Below are 15,155 nucleotides of genomic sequence, written 5' to 3'. Positions count from 1 at the left end.
TCCGGGTGGGCGACATCCGGCTGGAGCCGCCGCCGTGCCAGAACGGCCCCGGGGCGCTCCTTGATCGATGTGCCGGTCGCGGCTACATCGCCAGGAGCACGCGGCCGAACGGGCCGTTCTCGGCGAGGTGGCGTTGCGCCTGGGCGGCCTGCTCCAGCGGGAACACGCGGTCGACCACGGGCGTGATCTCCTTGCGGGCGACCAGATCGAGCAGGTGCGTGTTGGCGGCGTTGATCTGTTCCGGGGTGAACAGGGCGAACCGGAAGCCGTGGATGTGGGTGTTCTTCCAGATGAGGTCGGTGACGTCGATTTCGGTGCGGGTGCTCGCGGCGTAGCCGATGCTGACCAGGGTGCCGTCCACGGCGAGCGCGCCCAGCGCCGCTCCGGTCACTGACCCGCCGACGCCGTCGAGGACGACGTCGACGCCCCGGCCGCCGGTCAGCCGGTGCACGCCGTCGCGGAGGGACTCGGTGGTCAGGTCGATCACGTCGAACCCGAGCGCGCGGCCGCGGTCGGCCTTCGCGGTGCTGGTGGCCGTGGTGATCGCCGCGCTCGCGCCGAGCACGCGGGCGACGTCGACGCCGCCCTGCCCGACACCGCCGCCGACGCCGGGGGCGAGCACGGACTGCCCGGGGCGGAACCCGGCGAGTTCGGTGAGCGCGAGGTAGGCCGTGAGGTGCCCGGTCGCGGCGGTGAGCGCGGCCGCGGCGGTGTCGTCGACGTCGTCCGGAACGGGCACGACGTGCCGCGGGTCGACGGCGATGTACTCGGCCCACGCGCCGTCGGCGCCCACGCCGTACCGGCCGCCGCTGAGGATGACGCGGGTGCCGGCCGGCAGCCCGCTCGCCCCGGGCTGGGTGAGGACACCGACGCCGAACCCGCCGGGGCGGATCGGCAGCGGTTTGACGGCCGCGGCGGGGAGCTTGCCGCTGCGGACGGTGTCCTCGAGCGGGTTCACGCCCGCCAACGTGAGCCGCACGAGGGCTTGGCCGTCGGCCGGGACCGGAACCGGGACGTCGACGGCTCGGAGGACGTCGTAGCCGCCGAACTCGTCGTACTGGATCGCGCGCATCTTGCTGTCCTCTGCGGTAGGTGTTGCTCGGTCAGTTCTGTTCGGAACGCTGCCGGGCGCGGTAGGCGCGCAAGTTCGCGGGGTTACCGCAGACGCGCACGTCGTGCCAGGTGCCGCTGTTGTTGCGCGAACGGTCGAAGAACGCGGCTTCGCACCGGGTGTTGCGGCAGGTCTTGAGACGGCGCCACGTGTCGGCGGACTGCGCCTGCGCGATCGCGATCAGCGCGAGTGAAGCCAGGGCCCGCCAGCCGGTGCCGCGGGGTTCCGGCCGGACCCGGCCGTCCGGGCCCAGGCGGAGCACCACTCCGGCCTGGTGTCCTGCCGCACCCGTAATCGATCCGGCGACCTGGGCGTGGAGATCGACGCGAAGGTCGCGAAGCGGGTCGAGGTCGTCTTCGCCGAGAACGACGGCGGGAACGTCGAGCCCGGTCTCTTCGGTCCAGGCCACCAGCGCGCCGTCGGCCCAGCCCTGCGCCGACGTCACATCGGCGAGCAGGTCCGGCTGACGCGGGCGGCCGGCGGACCGGGTGTTGAGCAGGTCGTGGACGAACCCCAGGCCGCCGGGGGCGGGGGAGAGGCCGTAGCGCGCCGTCGCGAGCCAAGTCATGAAATAAGCATGACGCATTTGCCTATTTCTCAGCCACCGATGTGGGCGAGGTCACTGCCGCGGTGGGGCGGGCTCGGTCGCGCCCTCGATGAGCGCTTTCGCCAGCTCTTCGGCGTCTTCGAGCGGTCTCATGTCGTTGAGCGAGGTGGCCAGCGCCCGGGCGCCTTCGAACAGCACGGCCAGTTGCCGCCCCAGAGCTTCGGGCCGGGACGCGCCTGCTTCGGCGGCGGTTTCGACCAGACGCGCGGCGAACTCCCGCTTGTGCTGCTCGACCGCCGCCGAGGCCTCGGGCAGCGTCCCGGCCGACTCGACGGCGGCGTTGTGCATCGGGCAGCCGCGCACTACTTTCGCCGAAAGCGAGCCGGCCGGGCGTTCGGCGAACAGCCGCAAAAGGCGCTCGCGCGCGGCGAGGTCGCGGCGCTCCAGAACGGTCTCGCCGAGGATCGTCCCGTCGGACTCGATGCGCTGCAAATACGCGCTGACCAGCGCTTCCTTGCTGGGGAAGTGCTGGTAGAGCGTCCGCGTCGACACGTGGGCCACGTCGGCCAGCTTGGCGACGCCGGTGGCGTGGATGCCTTCGCTCGCGAACAACTCCACCGCGGCGCGCAGGATGCGCTCCCGTGCCCCGCGTCCACCCCGGGAGGTGCCGGCCGTCGCTTCACTCGTCTCCATGGCTCAAGTATATCGATCGTTTTACTTCTCGGGATCCGCCTGCTAGGTTCAAGTACAGCGATCGTTGTACTTCGCCGGAGAGGAGAACTCCCATGTCCACGCGGCAACTGGCCGAGACCCGCCACGAGGTGGTCCGGTGGTCGATCGACACCCAGTCGCCCTTCGGCGAATTCCAGGCGCGCTACGAGGCCGCCGTGCCGGCGGTGGACCTCGACCGCATGGCGCGGCTGCGCGCCGAGCACGCGAGCTGGGACATCGTGCTGGCCGACGCCACGGACAGCGCACCGCACGGGTTCCTGCGGTTCTGGAGCGCGGACGTCGGGGACCTCATGCGCCTTGCGGGCCATCGCGGCTCCTGCGCCACCTACCTGATGGGAAACCACACCATCGCCGAACGCATGTACCGGCACGACCCGGCCGTGATGCTCTATGCGCCCCTGCGCACGACGATCCACGAAGACCGGCAAGGCGTCACGCGATTCTCCCTCGACCAGCCGAGCAGCCGCTTCGCCGGCTTCGGTGACCCGGACATCACGTCCGTCGGACTCGAACTGGACCGCAAGGTCGTCAACCTCCTGCGGGTGCTGGACGTCCCGGTGCCCGCCGCCCTCACCGCAAGCGTTTCCCAGGACTAGCGAGGTACTCATGGCAGACGAAAACCTGGCCGGACTCGGCGTGGCGGCGGCGGCCGCCGCGATCCGCGACGGCGGCACCACCTCCGAGTCCTACACGTCCGCGCTTCTCCGGCGTGCCCGGGAAAACGCCGGACTGCACTCGTTCATCACGATCGACGAATCCGCCGTGCTGGAAGCGGCCGGTGCCGCGGACAAGGCACGCGCGGCCGGTTCCGTCGCACCGCTGCTCGGCGTCCCGTTCGGAGTGAAGGACAGCTACGCGACGCGGGGTCTGCGCACGACGCTGGGGGTGGGAACCCTCGCGGAGTTCGAGCCGCGCGAGGACGCCGTCGTCGTCCGTGCGGTCAAAAATGCCGGTGGCCTCGTCTTCGGCAAGAACAACCTCGTCGAAATGTCCTTCGGCCTGACCGGGAGCAACCGGCGCTACGGTCAAGTGCGGAACCCCTACGCCCACGACCGCGTGCCGGGCGGCTCGTCCAGCGGCTCGGCAGCGGCGGTCGCGGCCCGGATCGTGCCCGCGGCGTTCGGCGGCGACACGGTCGGCTCGATCAGGGTGCCCGCGTCCCTGTGCGGCGTCGTGGGGTTCAAGCCGACCACGGGCCGCTGGCCCGGTCACGGGGTCGCGCCGATCTCGCACACGCTCGACACAACGGGCATCCTGGCCCGCGACGTCGAAGACGTCGCGCTGATCGATCGGATCGTCACGAACGAGATCGGGCCGCCTGCCGCGGATCGCACCGATCTGAAAGGAGCGCGGTTCGCCTACGCGCCCAGGCAGTACCTCGAGCTGGTCGCCCCGGAAACCGAAGCCCGGTTCGGGGAAGCACTTCGACAGCTGCGGGACGCGGGCGCCGAAGTCGCCGAAATCGACCTCGGCGAGGACTTCTCCGTCCTCGCGGACCGGACGACGTGGAACATCCTCTTCCGCGAGACGCGGGATGCGGTGGCGAAGTTCCTGCTCGACAACGGGTTCCCGGTTTCTTTCGAAGAGATCCACGACGGACTCGAACCGGAGCTGCGGGAAGTGTGGGATCACCTGGTCCTGCCGACCGGGCCGGGTCACCTGGCACCAGAAGACTACGCCGCGACGCTGTCGGCGGATCGCCCGGAGCTGCGGCGCCGGTTCGGAGAGGTGTTCGGCCGGGGGTTCGACGCGCTGGTCCTGCCGACGACGCCCTGCCCCGCTCCGCTGATCGACCGGCAGGCGAAGTTCACGGTCGCGGGCGAAGAGGTCACTGAGCTGTTCCTCGCGAAGAACACCGTGCCCGCCAGCGGAGCGGGCTTGCCGGGCATCAGCATTCCCCTCGGGCTGACCGGAAACGGTCTCCCGATCGGCATCGAGTTCGACGGCGCACCCGGCCACGACCGTGCGCTGCTGGACCTGGCGCGTCGAGCGCAGGCCGTTTTCGGCCCTCTCCCCGCACCCGCGTGAGGAGGCGCCCAGGGCCCCGCGTCCGGAGCCGCGGACGAGCAGGCTCGCGAGCAGACGGGCCCCGGCCGGGACCTCCGGGCACCGCCTCGCGTCCAGCTGCCCCGGAAAGTCCACAAAGGACTTTTCTGCTCAGCCCGGCGCCCCGGGCCATCCGCGAGCTCGCGGCCCGGTGCCCGGCCGGGTGATCCGGGTTGGGCCGTTCGTGCGCTCCGAGGCGGCGAAGACGGCCCGCGTGGACGGTACGTGAGAGCCGCGGTCAGCCAACGAGGTCTGACGCCGACCCGTCCGGGTTGCGCGTCGCCCGTGCTGTTCCCCTGCCTGCCACCGACCTGCCACGATCCCAGCAGGTCGTCTTCTGCCGATCCGGATCGACAAGGGCCGCGCCGGATGCCGAAACAGTTCGCCTTGTTCCCCGAAGAGCTCCGGAGGTTGCCATGAGCTTGCAGCGCGTGATCACCGATGACCGCGACCTGCAGATAGCTCCGCTGTTCGCCCAGCGGATCGACGAGGACGTCATCCCCAAAGGACGGCTCGCGGAGAACCCGATGCCGGCGAGCGTCGCGGCCGGCATCGTGCGGTCCCGGCTCCTGCTCGACGGCCGGGCGGCGCTCAACCTGGCCACGTTCTGCACCACCGCCGCCGAGCCGGAACTGGAGCAGATCTACGCCGAGACGGCGCCGATCAACCTCATGAACCGCGAGGAGTACCCGGCGAGCTCCCACATCGAGCAGGAGTGCATCAACGCGCTCGCGAACCTGTGGCACGAAGACGACGGCTCGTTCGTCGGCTGCTCCACCAGCGGGAGTTCCGAGGCGGCCATGCTCGCCGGCCTGGCGATGCTGCGCCGCTGGCGGGAACGCGGTGGCACCGGGCGGCCCAACATGGTGTTCGGCACCCACGTCCACGTCTGCTGGCCGAAGTTCTGCAACTTCTGGGACGTGGAAGCGCGGATGGTGCCGCTCGCGCCGGGCCGGACAACCCTGGACCCGGCGCTGACCGCGGAGGCGGTCGACGAGAACACGATCGGCGTGGTCGCGGTCCTGGGCAGCACGCAGGACGGGCGCTACGACCCGGTCGCCGGCATCGCGGCCGCCCTCGACGGCGTGGCCGCCGGCCGGGGCGTCGACGTCCCGCTGCACGTCGACGCCGCGAGCGGCGGTTTCGTCGCGCCGTTCCTCGACGTCGACTTCGCCTGGGACTTCGCGCTGCCCCGGGTGGTGTCGATCAACGCGTCCGGCCACAAGTTCGGCCTGGTCTACCCGGGCTCGGGCTGGTGCCTGTGGCGCGATCCGGAGTACCTGCCGAAGTCGCTGATCTTCGACTGCAACGTGCTCGGCGGCCACCATCCCACGTTCACGCTGAACTTCTCCCGCCCGGCTTCCGGCGTGATCGCCCAGTACTACCAGTTCCTGCGCAACGGGCTCGCCGGCTACCAGCTGATCGCGCAGCGGTGCCAGGAGGTCGCACGGCAGGTCGCGGCGGGCATCCGGGCCATCGCCCCGTACGAGGTCCTCGCCGACGGCGAGGACCTGCCGGTGGTGGCGTTCCGCCTGCGCGACCCGGAAGAGCTGGGCTTCACCGTCTACCACCTGTCCGAGGCGCTCAAGGGCGACGGCTGGCACGTGCCCGCCTACAGCCTGCCGCCGGACCTGGAGCACGTCGACGTGATCCGCGTGGTGTGCCGGCAGGGGTTCACCCTCGACCTCGCGGAGAGGTTCCTCGAAAGTCTCCTCAAACACACCGAACGGCTGGCGAGCCACCCGTTCCCGCTCCCCGACGTGGCGACCGCGCTGACGTTCCAGGACTGACCCCGTGGTCTCCGTCGCGGAACTGGAGGCCGACCCGTATCCGGTGTACGCGCGGCTGCGCCGGAGTGAGCCGGTGAGCTGGCTGCCCGAACTCCGCCAGTGGCTGGTGACCGGCTGGGACGACGTCCACCGGGTCCTGACCGACGTGGCGCGGTTCACCACCGAGCAGCCCGGCTCGCCGATGCTGGAGGTGTGCGGCGGAACGCCGCTGCTGATGCGAGAGGGTGCGGCCCACCGGGACGTGCGGGAGGCGTTGCGGCCCGGCTTCGGCGCCCGGCAAGTCGGCGGTTTCGCCGACGCGGTCGCCCGGCCGGTCGCGTGCCGGGTCGCCGACGAAGTGTTTCCCGCCGGCCGAGCCGACCTCGCGGCGGACTACTTCGAGCCGGTCGCGGCGATCGCCGTGTCCGTCCTGCTCGGGCTGGGCCCGGGCCGCGGCGCGGAAACGCTGCGCCGCTGGGGGAGGCGGCTGACCGGGGTGGCGAACGACTTCGGCCGTGATCCGGCGGCGCGGGCGGCCGCGACCGCGGACCTGGCCGCCGACACGGCCCTGACCGCGGTCGTCCGGCGGCTCCGCGCCGAGCCGGACGGTTCGGTGCTCTCCGGCCTGCTGCACGCCCACCGCCCGTGCGGCGACCCCCGGCCGGACGCCGACGTGGTGCCGGTGCTCAAGCACCTCGCGCTGAGCGTGATCGAGCCCGGCTGGCTCGCGGGCTGGACGCTGGCGGCGCTGTGGTCGGAACCCGCCCAGCTCGCCGCGGTCCGCGCCGACCGGGCGTTGCTCGGCGCGGCGGTGTCCGAGGCGCTGCGGTGGAGCGGCCCGGTCGGCGTGCTGGGCAGGCGCGCGAGGTGCGCCACGACGCTGGGGGGACGCGAGATCCCGGCGGGCGGCATGATCGCGGTCGCCGTCGCCTCGGCCAACCGCGACGAGGCGGTGTTCACCGAGCCGGACCGGTTCGACGTGCGTCGCGACGTCCGCGGCCACCTCGGGTTCGGTACCGGACCGCACCACTGCCCGGCGTCCCTCCTGGTCCCCGCCCTGGCCCGCACCGCGCTGGACGTGCTGTTCGAGCGCCTGCCCGGCGTGCGCCCGGCACCCGGCCGCCGGGCGGCGCCCCACGGCTGGAAACTGCGGCTGCCGGGGCCGCTCGACGCGGTGTGGGACGCGAGGCCGGGCTCGGTGCCGTGAACCGCTGCTGTGAGGCGGCCGGAAGTGCGGACGCGCGGCGGGGAAACGGCTTGTCCTGACCGGGCTGTCAGCGCGGTGGATGTTCGGTCATGCCGGCGGCGATCCGCGTCAGCGGTTGGCGGCGGGCCTGCCGGCGGCGCACGCGAGCGAGCACATCGCAGTGTGGGAACAGCACCTGGCAGAGGCCCACCCGGAGCTGGATGCCCGCCAGGCGCGGATGCCGGCGCACGCGGGTTTCGGCGTGGTCGTCGAACCCGGCCACCTGTTGCGGTGGGAGGACCGGCCCGAGCACTGCGCGGAGATCGAGGCTCTGTTCGCGAGTGCCCGCTGACTCCGGAATCCGCCCGCTTCGAGCGACGGCCGGTCCTCCGGGTGGCCCCATCGGAACGCGGACAGCTGACCCGCGTTGCCGGTGATTCCGTCACGACGGGAAGCGTTCCCCCGCGTGGAGCAGCTCAGCTCACTCGCCGTCTTCGCGGCGGGGGCAAGAGGTTTGCGGTTGCGCGGCGGGGAAGCGAACGGCGGCCGGCCCGGGAAAGCGGTCCGCTTGGCGGCACGATTCTGCCTGACCGGGGGAAAACCGGGTCGAACGGGAAGCCGCTGTGACCCGCGGTGAGTGAAGCTCATCAGTTCGTGGACTGATGGTTGCGCGTCAATTCTGCGTAACGTGGCTGAGGCGTGAAACCCGGCGGCCGTCGAATCACGTTTCCACCCACCCATTTTCCTTCCCTTTTCTGGAGTTTCCATGGCCGGAAGGCTGAACCGTCCCGCCGCGGCGGATGGCGTCGTCGCGTACCAGGACAAGGACAAGCAGGACATGTTCCACTACTTCCCGCTGCGGATCGACTCGGTCCTCGGCGAAACGTTGCGCAGCTTCAAAGTCGACTACTACGGCATCAGCGCCGAGCCGTACTGGGTCGACATGGGCAACGAGAACTTCCAGAGCTGCGTCGGCGGCAACCTCTCCGGAACCGCCGTGCCGGAGCTCACCACCGACCAGCGGGCCAACATCACCAAGGTCATCGGCGAGGTCTACGGCGTCAAGAAACCGAACCTGGTGCCGCTGGTGCTGAACAACGTCACCGTGCAGCCGATCTTCGCCAAGCACATCGTGGACATGGGCACCGGCGGCTCCGCCACCTTTCCCAACGAGCTGACGCTGGGGGCCAGCACCGGCTACCAGATCGGCAGCGGCAACAGCCTGTTCGCCGAGCTGGTCGGCAGCGAACAGGACAACGCGGAGCCGCGGCCGGACTTCGCGATCAACCTCTCCGGCGAGGCCGAGCTGTACGCCGACCCGTGGGTGGCGGAGATCCACGCCGACCTGCGGAAGGTCTGGGAGTACACCCGGACGAAGGTGGACGTCGGGCTCAACCTCGGCTGGTTCAACCTCGGCACCAGCATCGACAAGATCACCCAGGAGCTGATCACGAACAACATCGTCGACATCCGCTACATCCAGGGCAGCGGCGGCAACGAGTTCGGCTGGCAGATGCTCAACAGCACGAAGACGCTGTTCGAGGCGATCAACAAGCAGATCACCGCGGGGGAGGGGCTGTTCAAGTTCGAACCGAATCCGACCCCGCAGGAGCCCACCAAGGACGAGAAGTGGGCGTCGAAGCTCCTGCCGTTCACCACGTCGATCAATGTCGGGTACGTCAGCAACTTCTTCAAGCAGGAGATCACCTTCGACCAGAGGGTCTCGTTCGAGGGGATGCTGCCGGTCCGGTTCAACAGCTCGATGGCGCTGGCGGTGCCGTGCGCGGCGAGCACCGAGAGCCACTTCTACGACCTGCAGGCGATGGCGCAGGGCTGCGTCACCAAGGCCAAGCACGACGGTCTGCAGAACCGCATCAACACCGAGAAGGAAGCCAAGCGGCAGAAGCTGCTCCTCTACATGGCGAAGGTCGAATCCGGTGAGTGGACACCGCAGCAGTACTCGACGATGGTCGCGACGCTGAACACCATCACGCTCACGGAATACCCGTCGGTCGCCGGCATCCGCGAAGACGGCAGCCCGGAGATCACCGCGGCTTCGCCCGAAGAGGTCGACCAGGTGCTGGCGCGCATCGAGGAAGCCGTCACCGGCGGCCTGGTGCCCGTGCAGCGCCCGCGCCGCTCGGCCGCTCCCCGCCGGGTCAAGGTCTGAAAACGAAACCCCTTGGAGGCATTGCCATGACCGTCACCCTGCCCGCGTTCCACCGGCCCGTCCGCAGCCACGTCCGGGTCGGGATGCCGTTCCCGCCCGACCGCCGGGAGCGGGTGCAGCAGACCACCCAGCCGCCCTGGTCGGGGCTCGGCCTGCTCTCGGCCAAGATGCCCGACGGCGAGGTCCTGGAGTCGACGGGCTTCGCGATCGCGCCGGACTACGTCGTGACCGCGGCCCACGCCGTCTACGACCAGGACTACGGCGGACGGGCCGTCGCGGTGACGTTCGAAGCCGCGCGGGACGCCAACCGGACGCCGTTCGGCGTGGCCAAGGCGACCGCGTGGACCTACCCGGGCCAGTACCCGTCCGGCGGCCGGCCGTACGACTACTGCCTGGTGAAGCTCGCGACGGCGCTGCCGTCATCGGTGACGCTCTACCGGCTGACCGCGGCCTCCGACGCGGATCTGAACGCCGGGACGTGGCAGATCGCGGGCTACCCGGAGGACAAGGTGCCGGAGAACTCGATGTGGTACGACAGCGGCAAGCTGCTCAGCCCGCCGGGCACCCGCATCCTGCGCTACCGGATCTCCACGTCCGGCGGCCAGAGCGGGGCACCCCTGTCGCCGTACCTCGAAGAGCGGTCGCCGGCCGCCGTCGGCATCCACGCCGGGGTGGCGGCCGACAAGCAGTCGAACGAAGCCGTGCGGCTGACCCGGGAGGTGATCGACGAGATCGAGTCCTGGAAGTAGCCCGCCGGGGTGGCCGCCGAGCCGGTACGGCGGCCACCTTCGTGGCGTGCGGCCCGGAGCACCGCGTTCTTCGGCCGGCCGGCCCGGATTGCCCGTGGCGAACGGCCTCTGAACCGGAGTGCGCGGGCTCCGGAACCGCGTGCCGGGCTTCGGCCGCTGGGCAGTGGCTTCAGCGCCGGAGGCCCTCAGCGGATCGCGTCGTGGGGGAGGACGGCGTGCACGCCCCACGTCTCGTTGGCGACCTGGGTGATCCGCAGGTCGACGACCGGTGAGGCCAGCGCGAGCGCGGTGGGCCGGTCCAGGGCGTGGAGCCGCTGCAGCCAGGTCACCATGGTGGCCAGCGCGTCGGCCATGGCCTCGTCGAGGCCGGCACCGAAGCCGAAGGTGACGCGGCCCTCGGGGGTTTCGGCGTGGATGCCCGGAACCGGCGCGTCCGCCGCCAGGGTGAGGGTCACTTCGGTGGTCATCGGGCACTCGATCGCCGTTCCGCCGACTTCGCCGTTGCCCTGGGCCGCGTGCCCGTCGCCCAGGTGCAGGAGTGCGCCGGGCACGGTCAGCGGCAGGTACAACGTCGATCCGGCGACGAGGTCCCGGCAGTCGAGGTTGCCGCCGCCGAGCGCCCGTGGCGGGATGGTCGAGTGCGGTCCCGGCTCGGCGGGTGGCACGCCGACGACGCCGAGGAAGGGGGCGATGCCGACGGTGTGGCCGAGGCTGCTGGTGGCGGTCTCGCCGGTGATGTCCCACGTCAGCCACGTGGCCGGGCCGTCGGCGACGCCGAGCCTGCGGTTGAGCGCGGTGTCCTTCACCCCGGCCGTGGTCCAGCCCCAGTCGCCGGGCGTGATCGACGTGAAGTGCACGCCCAGGACCATGCCCGGCTCGGCGCCGCGCACCGCGATCGGCCCGGTCAGGCAGTGCCCGCGCCGCTCCGGGTACAGCGCCGGGCCGTCCACCCGCCGGTCCAGGTAGCCGGCGGCGTCGAGGGAGCCGACCAGGACGGAGTCGCCCGGATCGACGGTGAGCACGGGCGGGGTGGCCCGGTCGAGGACGTCCACTGTGGTCTCCCGCGTCGCGGGAAGCCGGTACTCGGCCACGGTCTTTCCTTTCCGGTGCGGTGTTTCAGCGGAGCAGGGACCCGGCGGTCGGCGCCAGGCGCACCGTGGACGCGGGCGCCCCGGTCAGCGCGGCGACGATCTCGGCCAGGGCCGCGCACCGGGGATCCCGGTGGACGGCGTCCAGGGTACGTTCGCGGTCGGCGTCGTCGGCGAAGCGCCTGATCCAGACGACGGCGTCCTCGTCGCCGGCCACGGTGAACGAGCCCACCACGTCCATTCCCCGTTCGCGGTGGAGCGGGATGACGGCCTCGTCCAGGTAGCGGGCCAGTTCGGGGCCGCGGCCGGGGTGGGCGTGCTCGGTGCGGATCTCGTAGAACATCGGCAGTCCTCCTCGGGGGGCGGTCAAGAGCGGCGGGCGGCGGCGAGTGCGTAGGCGTCGGGGGAGCCCTCCCACGGCGCCGTGCGCAGGACGGTCCAGTGGTGGATGAGCCACCGCCCGTCGAGCTTGCGCAGCTTCAGCTCCCAGCGGCCGCGCATCGTGCAGTGGTCGACGACGCCGGGGTCGGCGGGGACGTGGTGGTAGGCGACCACGTGCGTGCGGCACGTCGCGCTGTCCCCGGACCGCCGCACGACGAGGTCGGTGGCGGTGTGGTGGGTGCTGTCGAAACCCTCCAGGGTCGCGCGGGCCAGCTCGACCAGGTCGTCGGCGGGCACGGTCGTCGGCGGTCTGCCGTGGTAGTGCGTCGACAGGTCCAGCGTCACCTCGTCGGCGAACAGGCGCCGCAGGGTGGTCCAGTCCCGGTCGTCCTGGGCGGGGGCGAGCCCCGCGACGACGTCGGCGATGGCCGCGCGGTCGAGAAGATCCGGCAAGGCGTTCATGGTCGGGTCTCCTCGGACGCGGGACGTTCGCTCACCGGCAAGATCAGCCGGCTGGGGTGCGCGGGTCCGTGGTGGACGTGGTTGACGGCGACCAGCACGTCGTCCGCGCCTTCGGTGGCGATCGTCGCGCCGGTGTTGGTGTTGCGGTCGTAGCGGGGGAAGTTGCTGCTCGACACCTCGAGCCGGATGCGGTGCCCTGACCGGAAGACGTTCGCGGTGACGCCGAGGTCGAGGGTGAGTTCGGCGTCCGTGCCCGGCGCCAGCGGCGCGGGTTCGGTGAGCGACTTCCGGTAGCGGACGCGCTGGATGCCTTCGCACAGCAGGATCGCCCGGCCGTCGGGGTGCACGTCGACGAGCTTGCCGGTGAAGTCGGTGTCCGGTGTGGACGATCGGATGTGCAGCACGAGGGTGACGTGCCCGATGACCTCGACCGGGCGCTCGAGCACCGGAGTGGTGAAGCACAGGACGTCCTCGCGCGCTTCGGCCGCGGCCTGGTCGGCCGGTCCGGGGTAGCTGCCCGGCGCGGTGGCGAGCACGGTGCCGCCCAGGCTGGGCACCGGATCGCGCGGGTCGTAGCGGAACGTGTCCGTCGCCTCCTCGGTCGGGACGTCGGGGGTCAGGATGCCGTCGCCGTGGGCGGTGTTGGCTCGCCCGCCGCCGTCGAGGAAGAAGCCGGCGTACCGGGTGTCCGGCAACGGCCAGTCCGGCTCGTCGCGCCACTCGTCGGCCCCCATGACGAAGATCCGGACCCGGTGGGTGTCCTCGGGAAGCTCGCGGCCGCGGACCCAGCGGTCGAAGAACCGCAGGTGCGCCTCGGTGATGCCGGCGGTCTTGATGCTGCCGGCGAGCCCGAACGACCGGTCGGGGTAGGTGCCGAGGTCGGTCCCGTCGGGGTGGGACCAGGGGCCGATGATCAGCCGCTGGCCGTCGCGGGCGGCGGCACTGCCACCGCGGCGGCGCAGCATCCGGTACGACCGCACGGTTTCGCCGACGAACACGTCGAACCACCCTCCGATGTGGAGGGCCGGGACGGTGATCCGCTCGCCGTGGTCGGTCGAGGCGATCTCCTGCCAGAAGGCGTCGCGCTCCGGGTGGGCGAGCACCTCGCCGAGCCAGGGCAGGGACCGGGTCACCACGGCGCGGCCGTCGATCGGCAACGGCTCGTGCAGCGACCGCGGGTCGGACAGGCCGGACAGCAGCGCCCCGGCGTCACCGCGGCCTTCGTCGGGTCCCCGTCGGAGATTGCGCAGGGCCGCGAGGGTGCTCCACGTCAGGACCGCGTCCTGGGACAAGGCGCCGCCGGGGGAGCGCCACGGGGCAGCGTACGGATCGGCGGAGGTCATCACCGGGGCGATCGCCCGCAGCGCCGGGACGCCGTGCGACGCGGCTTGCCACTGGCTGAACCCCATGTACGACCCGCCCCACATCCCGACCGCGCCGTCGCACCACGGCTGCGCGGCCAGCCAGGTGAGGGTGTCGACGCTGTCCGGGCCTTCGTGGGTGTGCGGCACGAACGTCCCGGGGGAGCGGGACGTGCCCCGGACGTCCTGCGCCACCACGGCGTACCCGGCTTCGACGAGGGTGAACACGTCGGGGAGCTTCGGGTTGCCGTACAGCCCGGCGTCGTCCTTGCCGTAGGGCGTGCGGACCAGCAACGCGGGAAAGGGGCCGGGTCCGTCGGGGAGCCACACGTTGGTGGCGAGCGCGACGCCGTCACGCATCGGCACCGGTACGTCCACCTCCACCGTGAAGGTCATGCACTCACCGGGTTCTGAGCGGACGAGGTGAGCATCCAGTGGCTGAACGCCGCGTAGTGCCGCGCGAACTCCTGCGGTGTGGGGGAGTGCTCCACGGCCGCCGAGAGTTCCGCGACACGGGCGTACCGGGGAATCCGGTCGGCCTCGTAGGCGGCCAGCGCCGCGGGCACGTCCGCGCCCGGGGCGAGCAGACGGCCGAGCAGCGCGGCGTCTTCGACGCCCAGCGTCGCCCCGGCGGTGATGTGCGGCGACATCGCGTGCGCCGCGTCCCCGGCGAGCACGACGCGCCCGGACGTCCAGTGCGGCAACGGCGGCACGAGCATGATCTGGTTGTGCAGGATCAGTTCCTCGGGCGTGGCGTGGATGAGCTGGGCGAGGATCCCGCCGTGCTCACCGTCGTCCAGGTGCGCGGCCCGGGCCAGGGCCTGCTCCTTGCGGGTGCCGGTCGGTTCCGGCGTGCCGAACTGGTTCACCAGCCAGTAGACGCCGCCGTCGTGGGTGCGCACGTACCCGCCGCGGCAGCGGTCGCCGCCGAGGATCACCCGGTTCCCGGTCAGATCGAGACCCGGGTCCGGGAGCACCGCGCGCCACGCGTGGTGGCCAGGGTGCTCCTCCGCCGGCTTCCCCGGCACCAGCTGCGCGCGCACCGCCGAGTACGCGCCGTCCGCCCCGACGAGCACGTCGGCGGTGTCCTCGCTGCCGTCGGTCAACCGGACGGTGACGTGGTCGGCGTGCTCGTCGTACGCGGCGAACCCGGTGGCGAGGCGGATGTTGTCCCGGCCGACGGCGTCGGCGAGCAGGTCGGTGAGCTTCGCCCGGTGCACGAGCAGGAACCGGTGGTCCTCGACGCCGAACTCCGGGGTCTCGAGCAGCCGTCCGGCCTTGTCGTGGAAGTACATCTCCGCGGGTTTGCCGATCGCCCGCACCCGGTCGCCGATCCCGAGTTCGTCGAACACCGCCAGCGCGTTGGCCCACAGCCCCAGTCCCGCCCCGGCCGCGCGGATCTCCGGCGCCACTTCGTAGACCACCACGTCGATTCCCTTGCGGCGTAGGGCGAGACCGCTCGTCAGTCCCACGATCCCGCCGCCGATCACCACAGCTCGCATCACTGTCCTCCTTCGTCCGAACTCGACGGTAAGGACGGCGGCCGGTTAACT

The 15,155-nt window shown here is 71.6% G+C and carries 15 protein-coding genes; 7 read left to right on the top strand and 8 right to left on the bottom strand.

Features of this window, described 5'->3' with window-relative positions; genetic code table 11:
- Nucleotides 1–82: 82 nt before the first annotated feature.
- From DV20_RS12665 to DV20_RS12655, 3 genes are read right to left on the bottom strand one after another with little or no spacing between them, the layout of a single operon-like run.
- A complete protein-coding gene (locus DV20_RS12665; RefSeq protein WP_043779708.1) occupies nt 83–1,072 on the bottom strand; it encodes a quinone oxidoreductase family protein in 990 nt (329 codons plus the stop codon).
- A gap of 31 nt (nt 1,073–1,103) precedes the next feature.
- Nucleotides 1,104–1,679 carry a CGNR zinc finger domain-containing protein gene (locus DV20_RS12660; protein ID WP_043779705.1) on the bottom strand — a complete coding sequence of 192 codons (576 nt, stop codon included), beginning with the start codon at nt 1,677–1,679 and terminating at the stop codon, nt 1,104–1,106.
- A 51-nt stretch (nt 1,680–1,730) separates the two neighbouring features.
- Nucleotides 1,731–2,351, bottom strand: a complete 621-nt coding sequence (locus DV20_RS12655; protein ID WP_043779702.1) for a TetR/AcrR family transcriptional regulator — start codon at nt 2,349–2,351, stop codon at nt 1,731–1,733.
- Between the two features lie 92 nt (nt 2,352–2,443).
- Between DV20_RS12655 and DV20_RS12650 the strand changes: the two genes are divergently transcribed.
- The 7 genes from DV20_RS12650 (at nt 2,444) to DV20_RS12620 (ending at nt 10,310) form a co-directional block, all read left to right on the top strand.
- The gene (locus tag DV20_RS12650; RefSeq protein WP_152603691.1) at nt 2,444–2,986 is read left to right on the top strand and encodes a DUF302 domain-containing protein; all 543 of its coding nucleotides are present in this window, start codon (nt 2,444–2,446) and stop codon (nt 2,984–2,986) included.
- A 10-nt stretch (nt 2,987–2,996) separates the two neighbouring features.
- Nucleotides 2,997–4,418: an amidase family protein gene (locus tag DV20_RS12645; RefSeq protein ID WP_043779699.1), complete on the top strand. Its 1,422-nt coding sequence runs from the start codon at nt 2,997–2,999 to the stop codon at nt 4,416–4,418.
- 434 nt (nt 4,419–4,852) lie between these two features.
- Nucleotides 4,853–6,226, top strand: coding sequence for a glutamate decarboxylase (locus DV20_RS12640; RefSeq protein ID WP_043779696.1), 1,374 nt, complete (start codon nt 4,853–4,855; stop codon nt 6,224–6,226).
- A gap of 4 nt (nt 6,227–6,230) precedes the next feature.
- Nucleotides 6,231–7,412, top strand: coding sequence for a cytochrome P450 (locus DV20_RS12635; protein WP_051735947.1), 1,182 nt, complete (start codon nt 6,231–6,233; stop codon nt 7,410–7,412).
- A gap of 79 nt (nt 7,413–7,491) precedes the next feature.
- The gene (locus DV20_RS12630; protein WP_043779693.1) at nt 7,492–7,743 is read left to right on the top strand and encodes a hypothetical protein; all 252 of its coding nucleotides are present in this window, start codon (nt 7,492–7,494) and stop codon (nt 7,741–7,743) included.
- Between the two features lie 414 nt (nt 7,744–8,157).
- A complete protein-coding gene (locus DV20_RS12625; protein ID WP_043779691.1) occupies nt 8,158–9,561 on the top strand; it encodes a hypothetical protein in 1,404 nt (467 codons plus the stop codon).
- Nucleotides 9,562–9,587: 26 nt separating this feature from the next.
- A complete protein-coding gene (locus DV20_RS12620) occupies nt 9,588–10,310 on the top strand; it encodes a trypsin-like serine peptidase (protein ID WP_043779683.1) in 723 nt (240 codons plus the stop codon).
- 185 nt (nt 10,311–10,495) lie between these two features.
- Here the strand turns inward: DV20_RS12620 and DV20_RS12615 are convergent, their stop codons facing one another.
- The 5 genes from DV20_RS12615 to DV20_RS12595 are packed head-to-tail and all read right to left on the bottom strand — an operon-like array spanning nt 10,496 to nt 15,104.
- The gene (locus tag DV20_RS12615) at nt 10,496–11,401 is read right to left on the bottom strand and encodes an acetamidase/formamidase family protein (RefSeq protein ID WP_043779680.1); all 906 of its coding nucleotides are present in this window, start codon (nt 11,399–11,401) and stop codon (nt 10,496–10,498) included.
- A gap of 25 nt (nt 11,402–11,426) precedes the next feature.
- Nucleotides 11,427–11,741 carry an NIPSNAP family protein gene (locus tag DV20_RS12610; protein ID WP_043779678.1) on the bottom strand — a complete coding sequence of 105 codons (315 nt, stop codon included), beginning with the start codon at nt 11,739–11,741 and terminating at the stop codon, nt 11,427–11,429.
- A 23-nt stretch (nt 11,742–11,764) separates the two neighbouring features.
- Nucleotides 11,765–12,241 (bottom strand): nuclear transport factor 2 family protein, encoded by a 477-nt coding sequence (locus DV20_RS12605; RefSeq protein WP_043779676.1) that lies wholly within the window; start codon nt 12,239–12,241, stop codon nt 11,765–11,767.
- Entirely contained in the window at nt 12,238–13,998 is a 1,761-nt protein-coding gene (locus DV20_RS12600) for a CocE/NonD family hydrolase (RefSeq protein ID WP_043779674.1), read from the bottom strand. The genes DV20_RS12605 and DV20_RS12600 overlap by 4 nt, the downstream gene beginning before the upstream one ends.
- Entirely contained in the window at nt 13,995–15,104 is a 1,110-nt protein-coding gene (locus DV20_RS12595; protein ID WP_043779672.1) for an FAD-dependent monooxygenase, read from the bottom strand. Before DV20_RS12595 ends, DV20_RS12600 begins: the two co-directional genes overlap by 4 nt.
- Nucleotides 15,105–15,155: the final 51 nt, after the last annotated feature.

The organism is Amycolatopsis rifamycinica, from assembly GCF_000695625.1.
GTDB classification, from domain to species: domain Bacteria; phylum Actinomycetota; class Actinomycetes; order Mycobacteriales; family Pseudonocardiaceae; genus Amycolatopsis; species Amycolatopsis rifamycinica.
The sequence above is the reverse complement of the archived record's forward strand: the minus strand, read 5'-3'. Positions and strand labels throughout refer to the sequence as shown.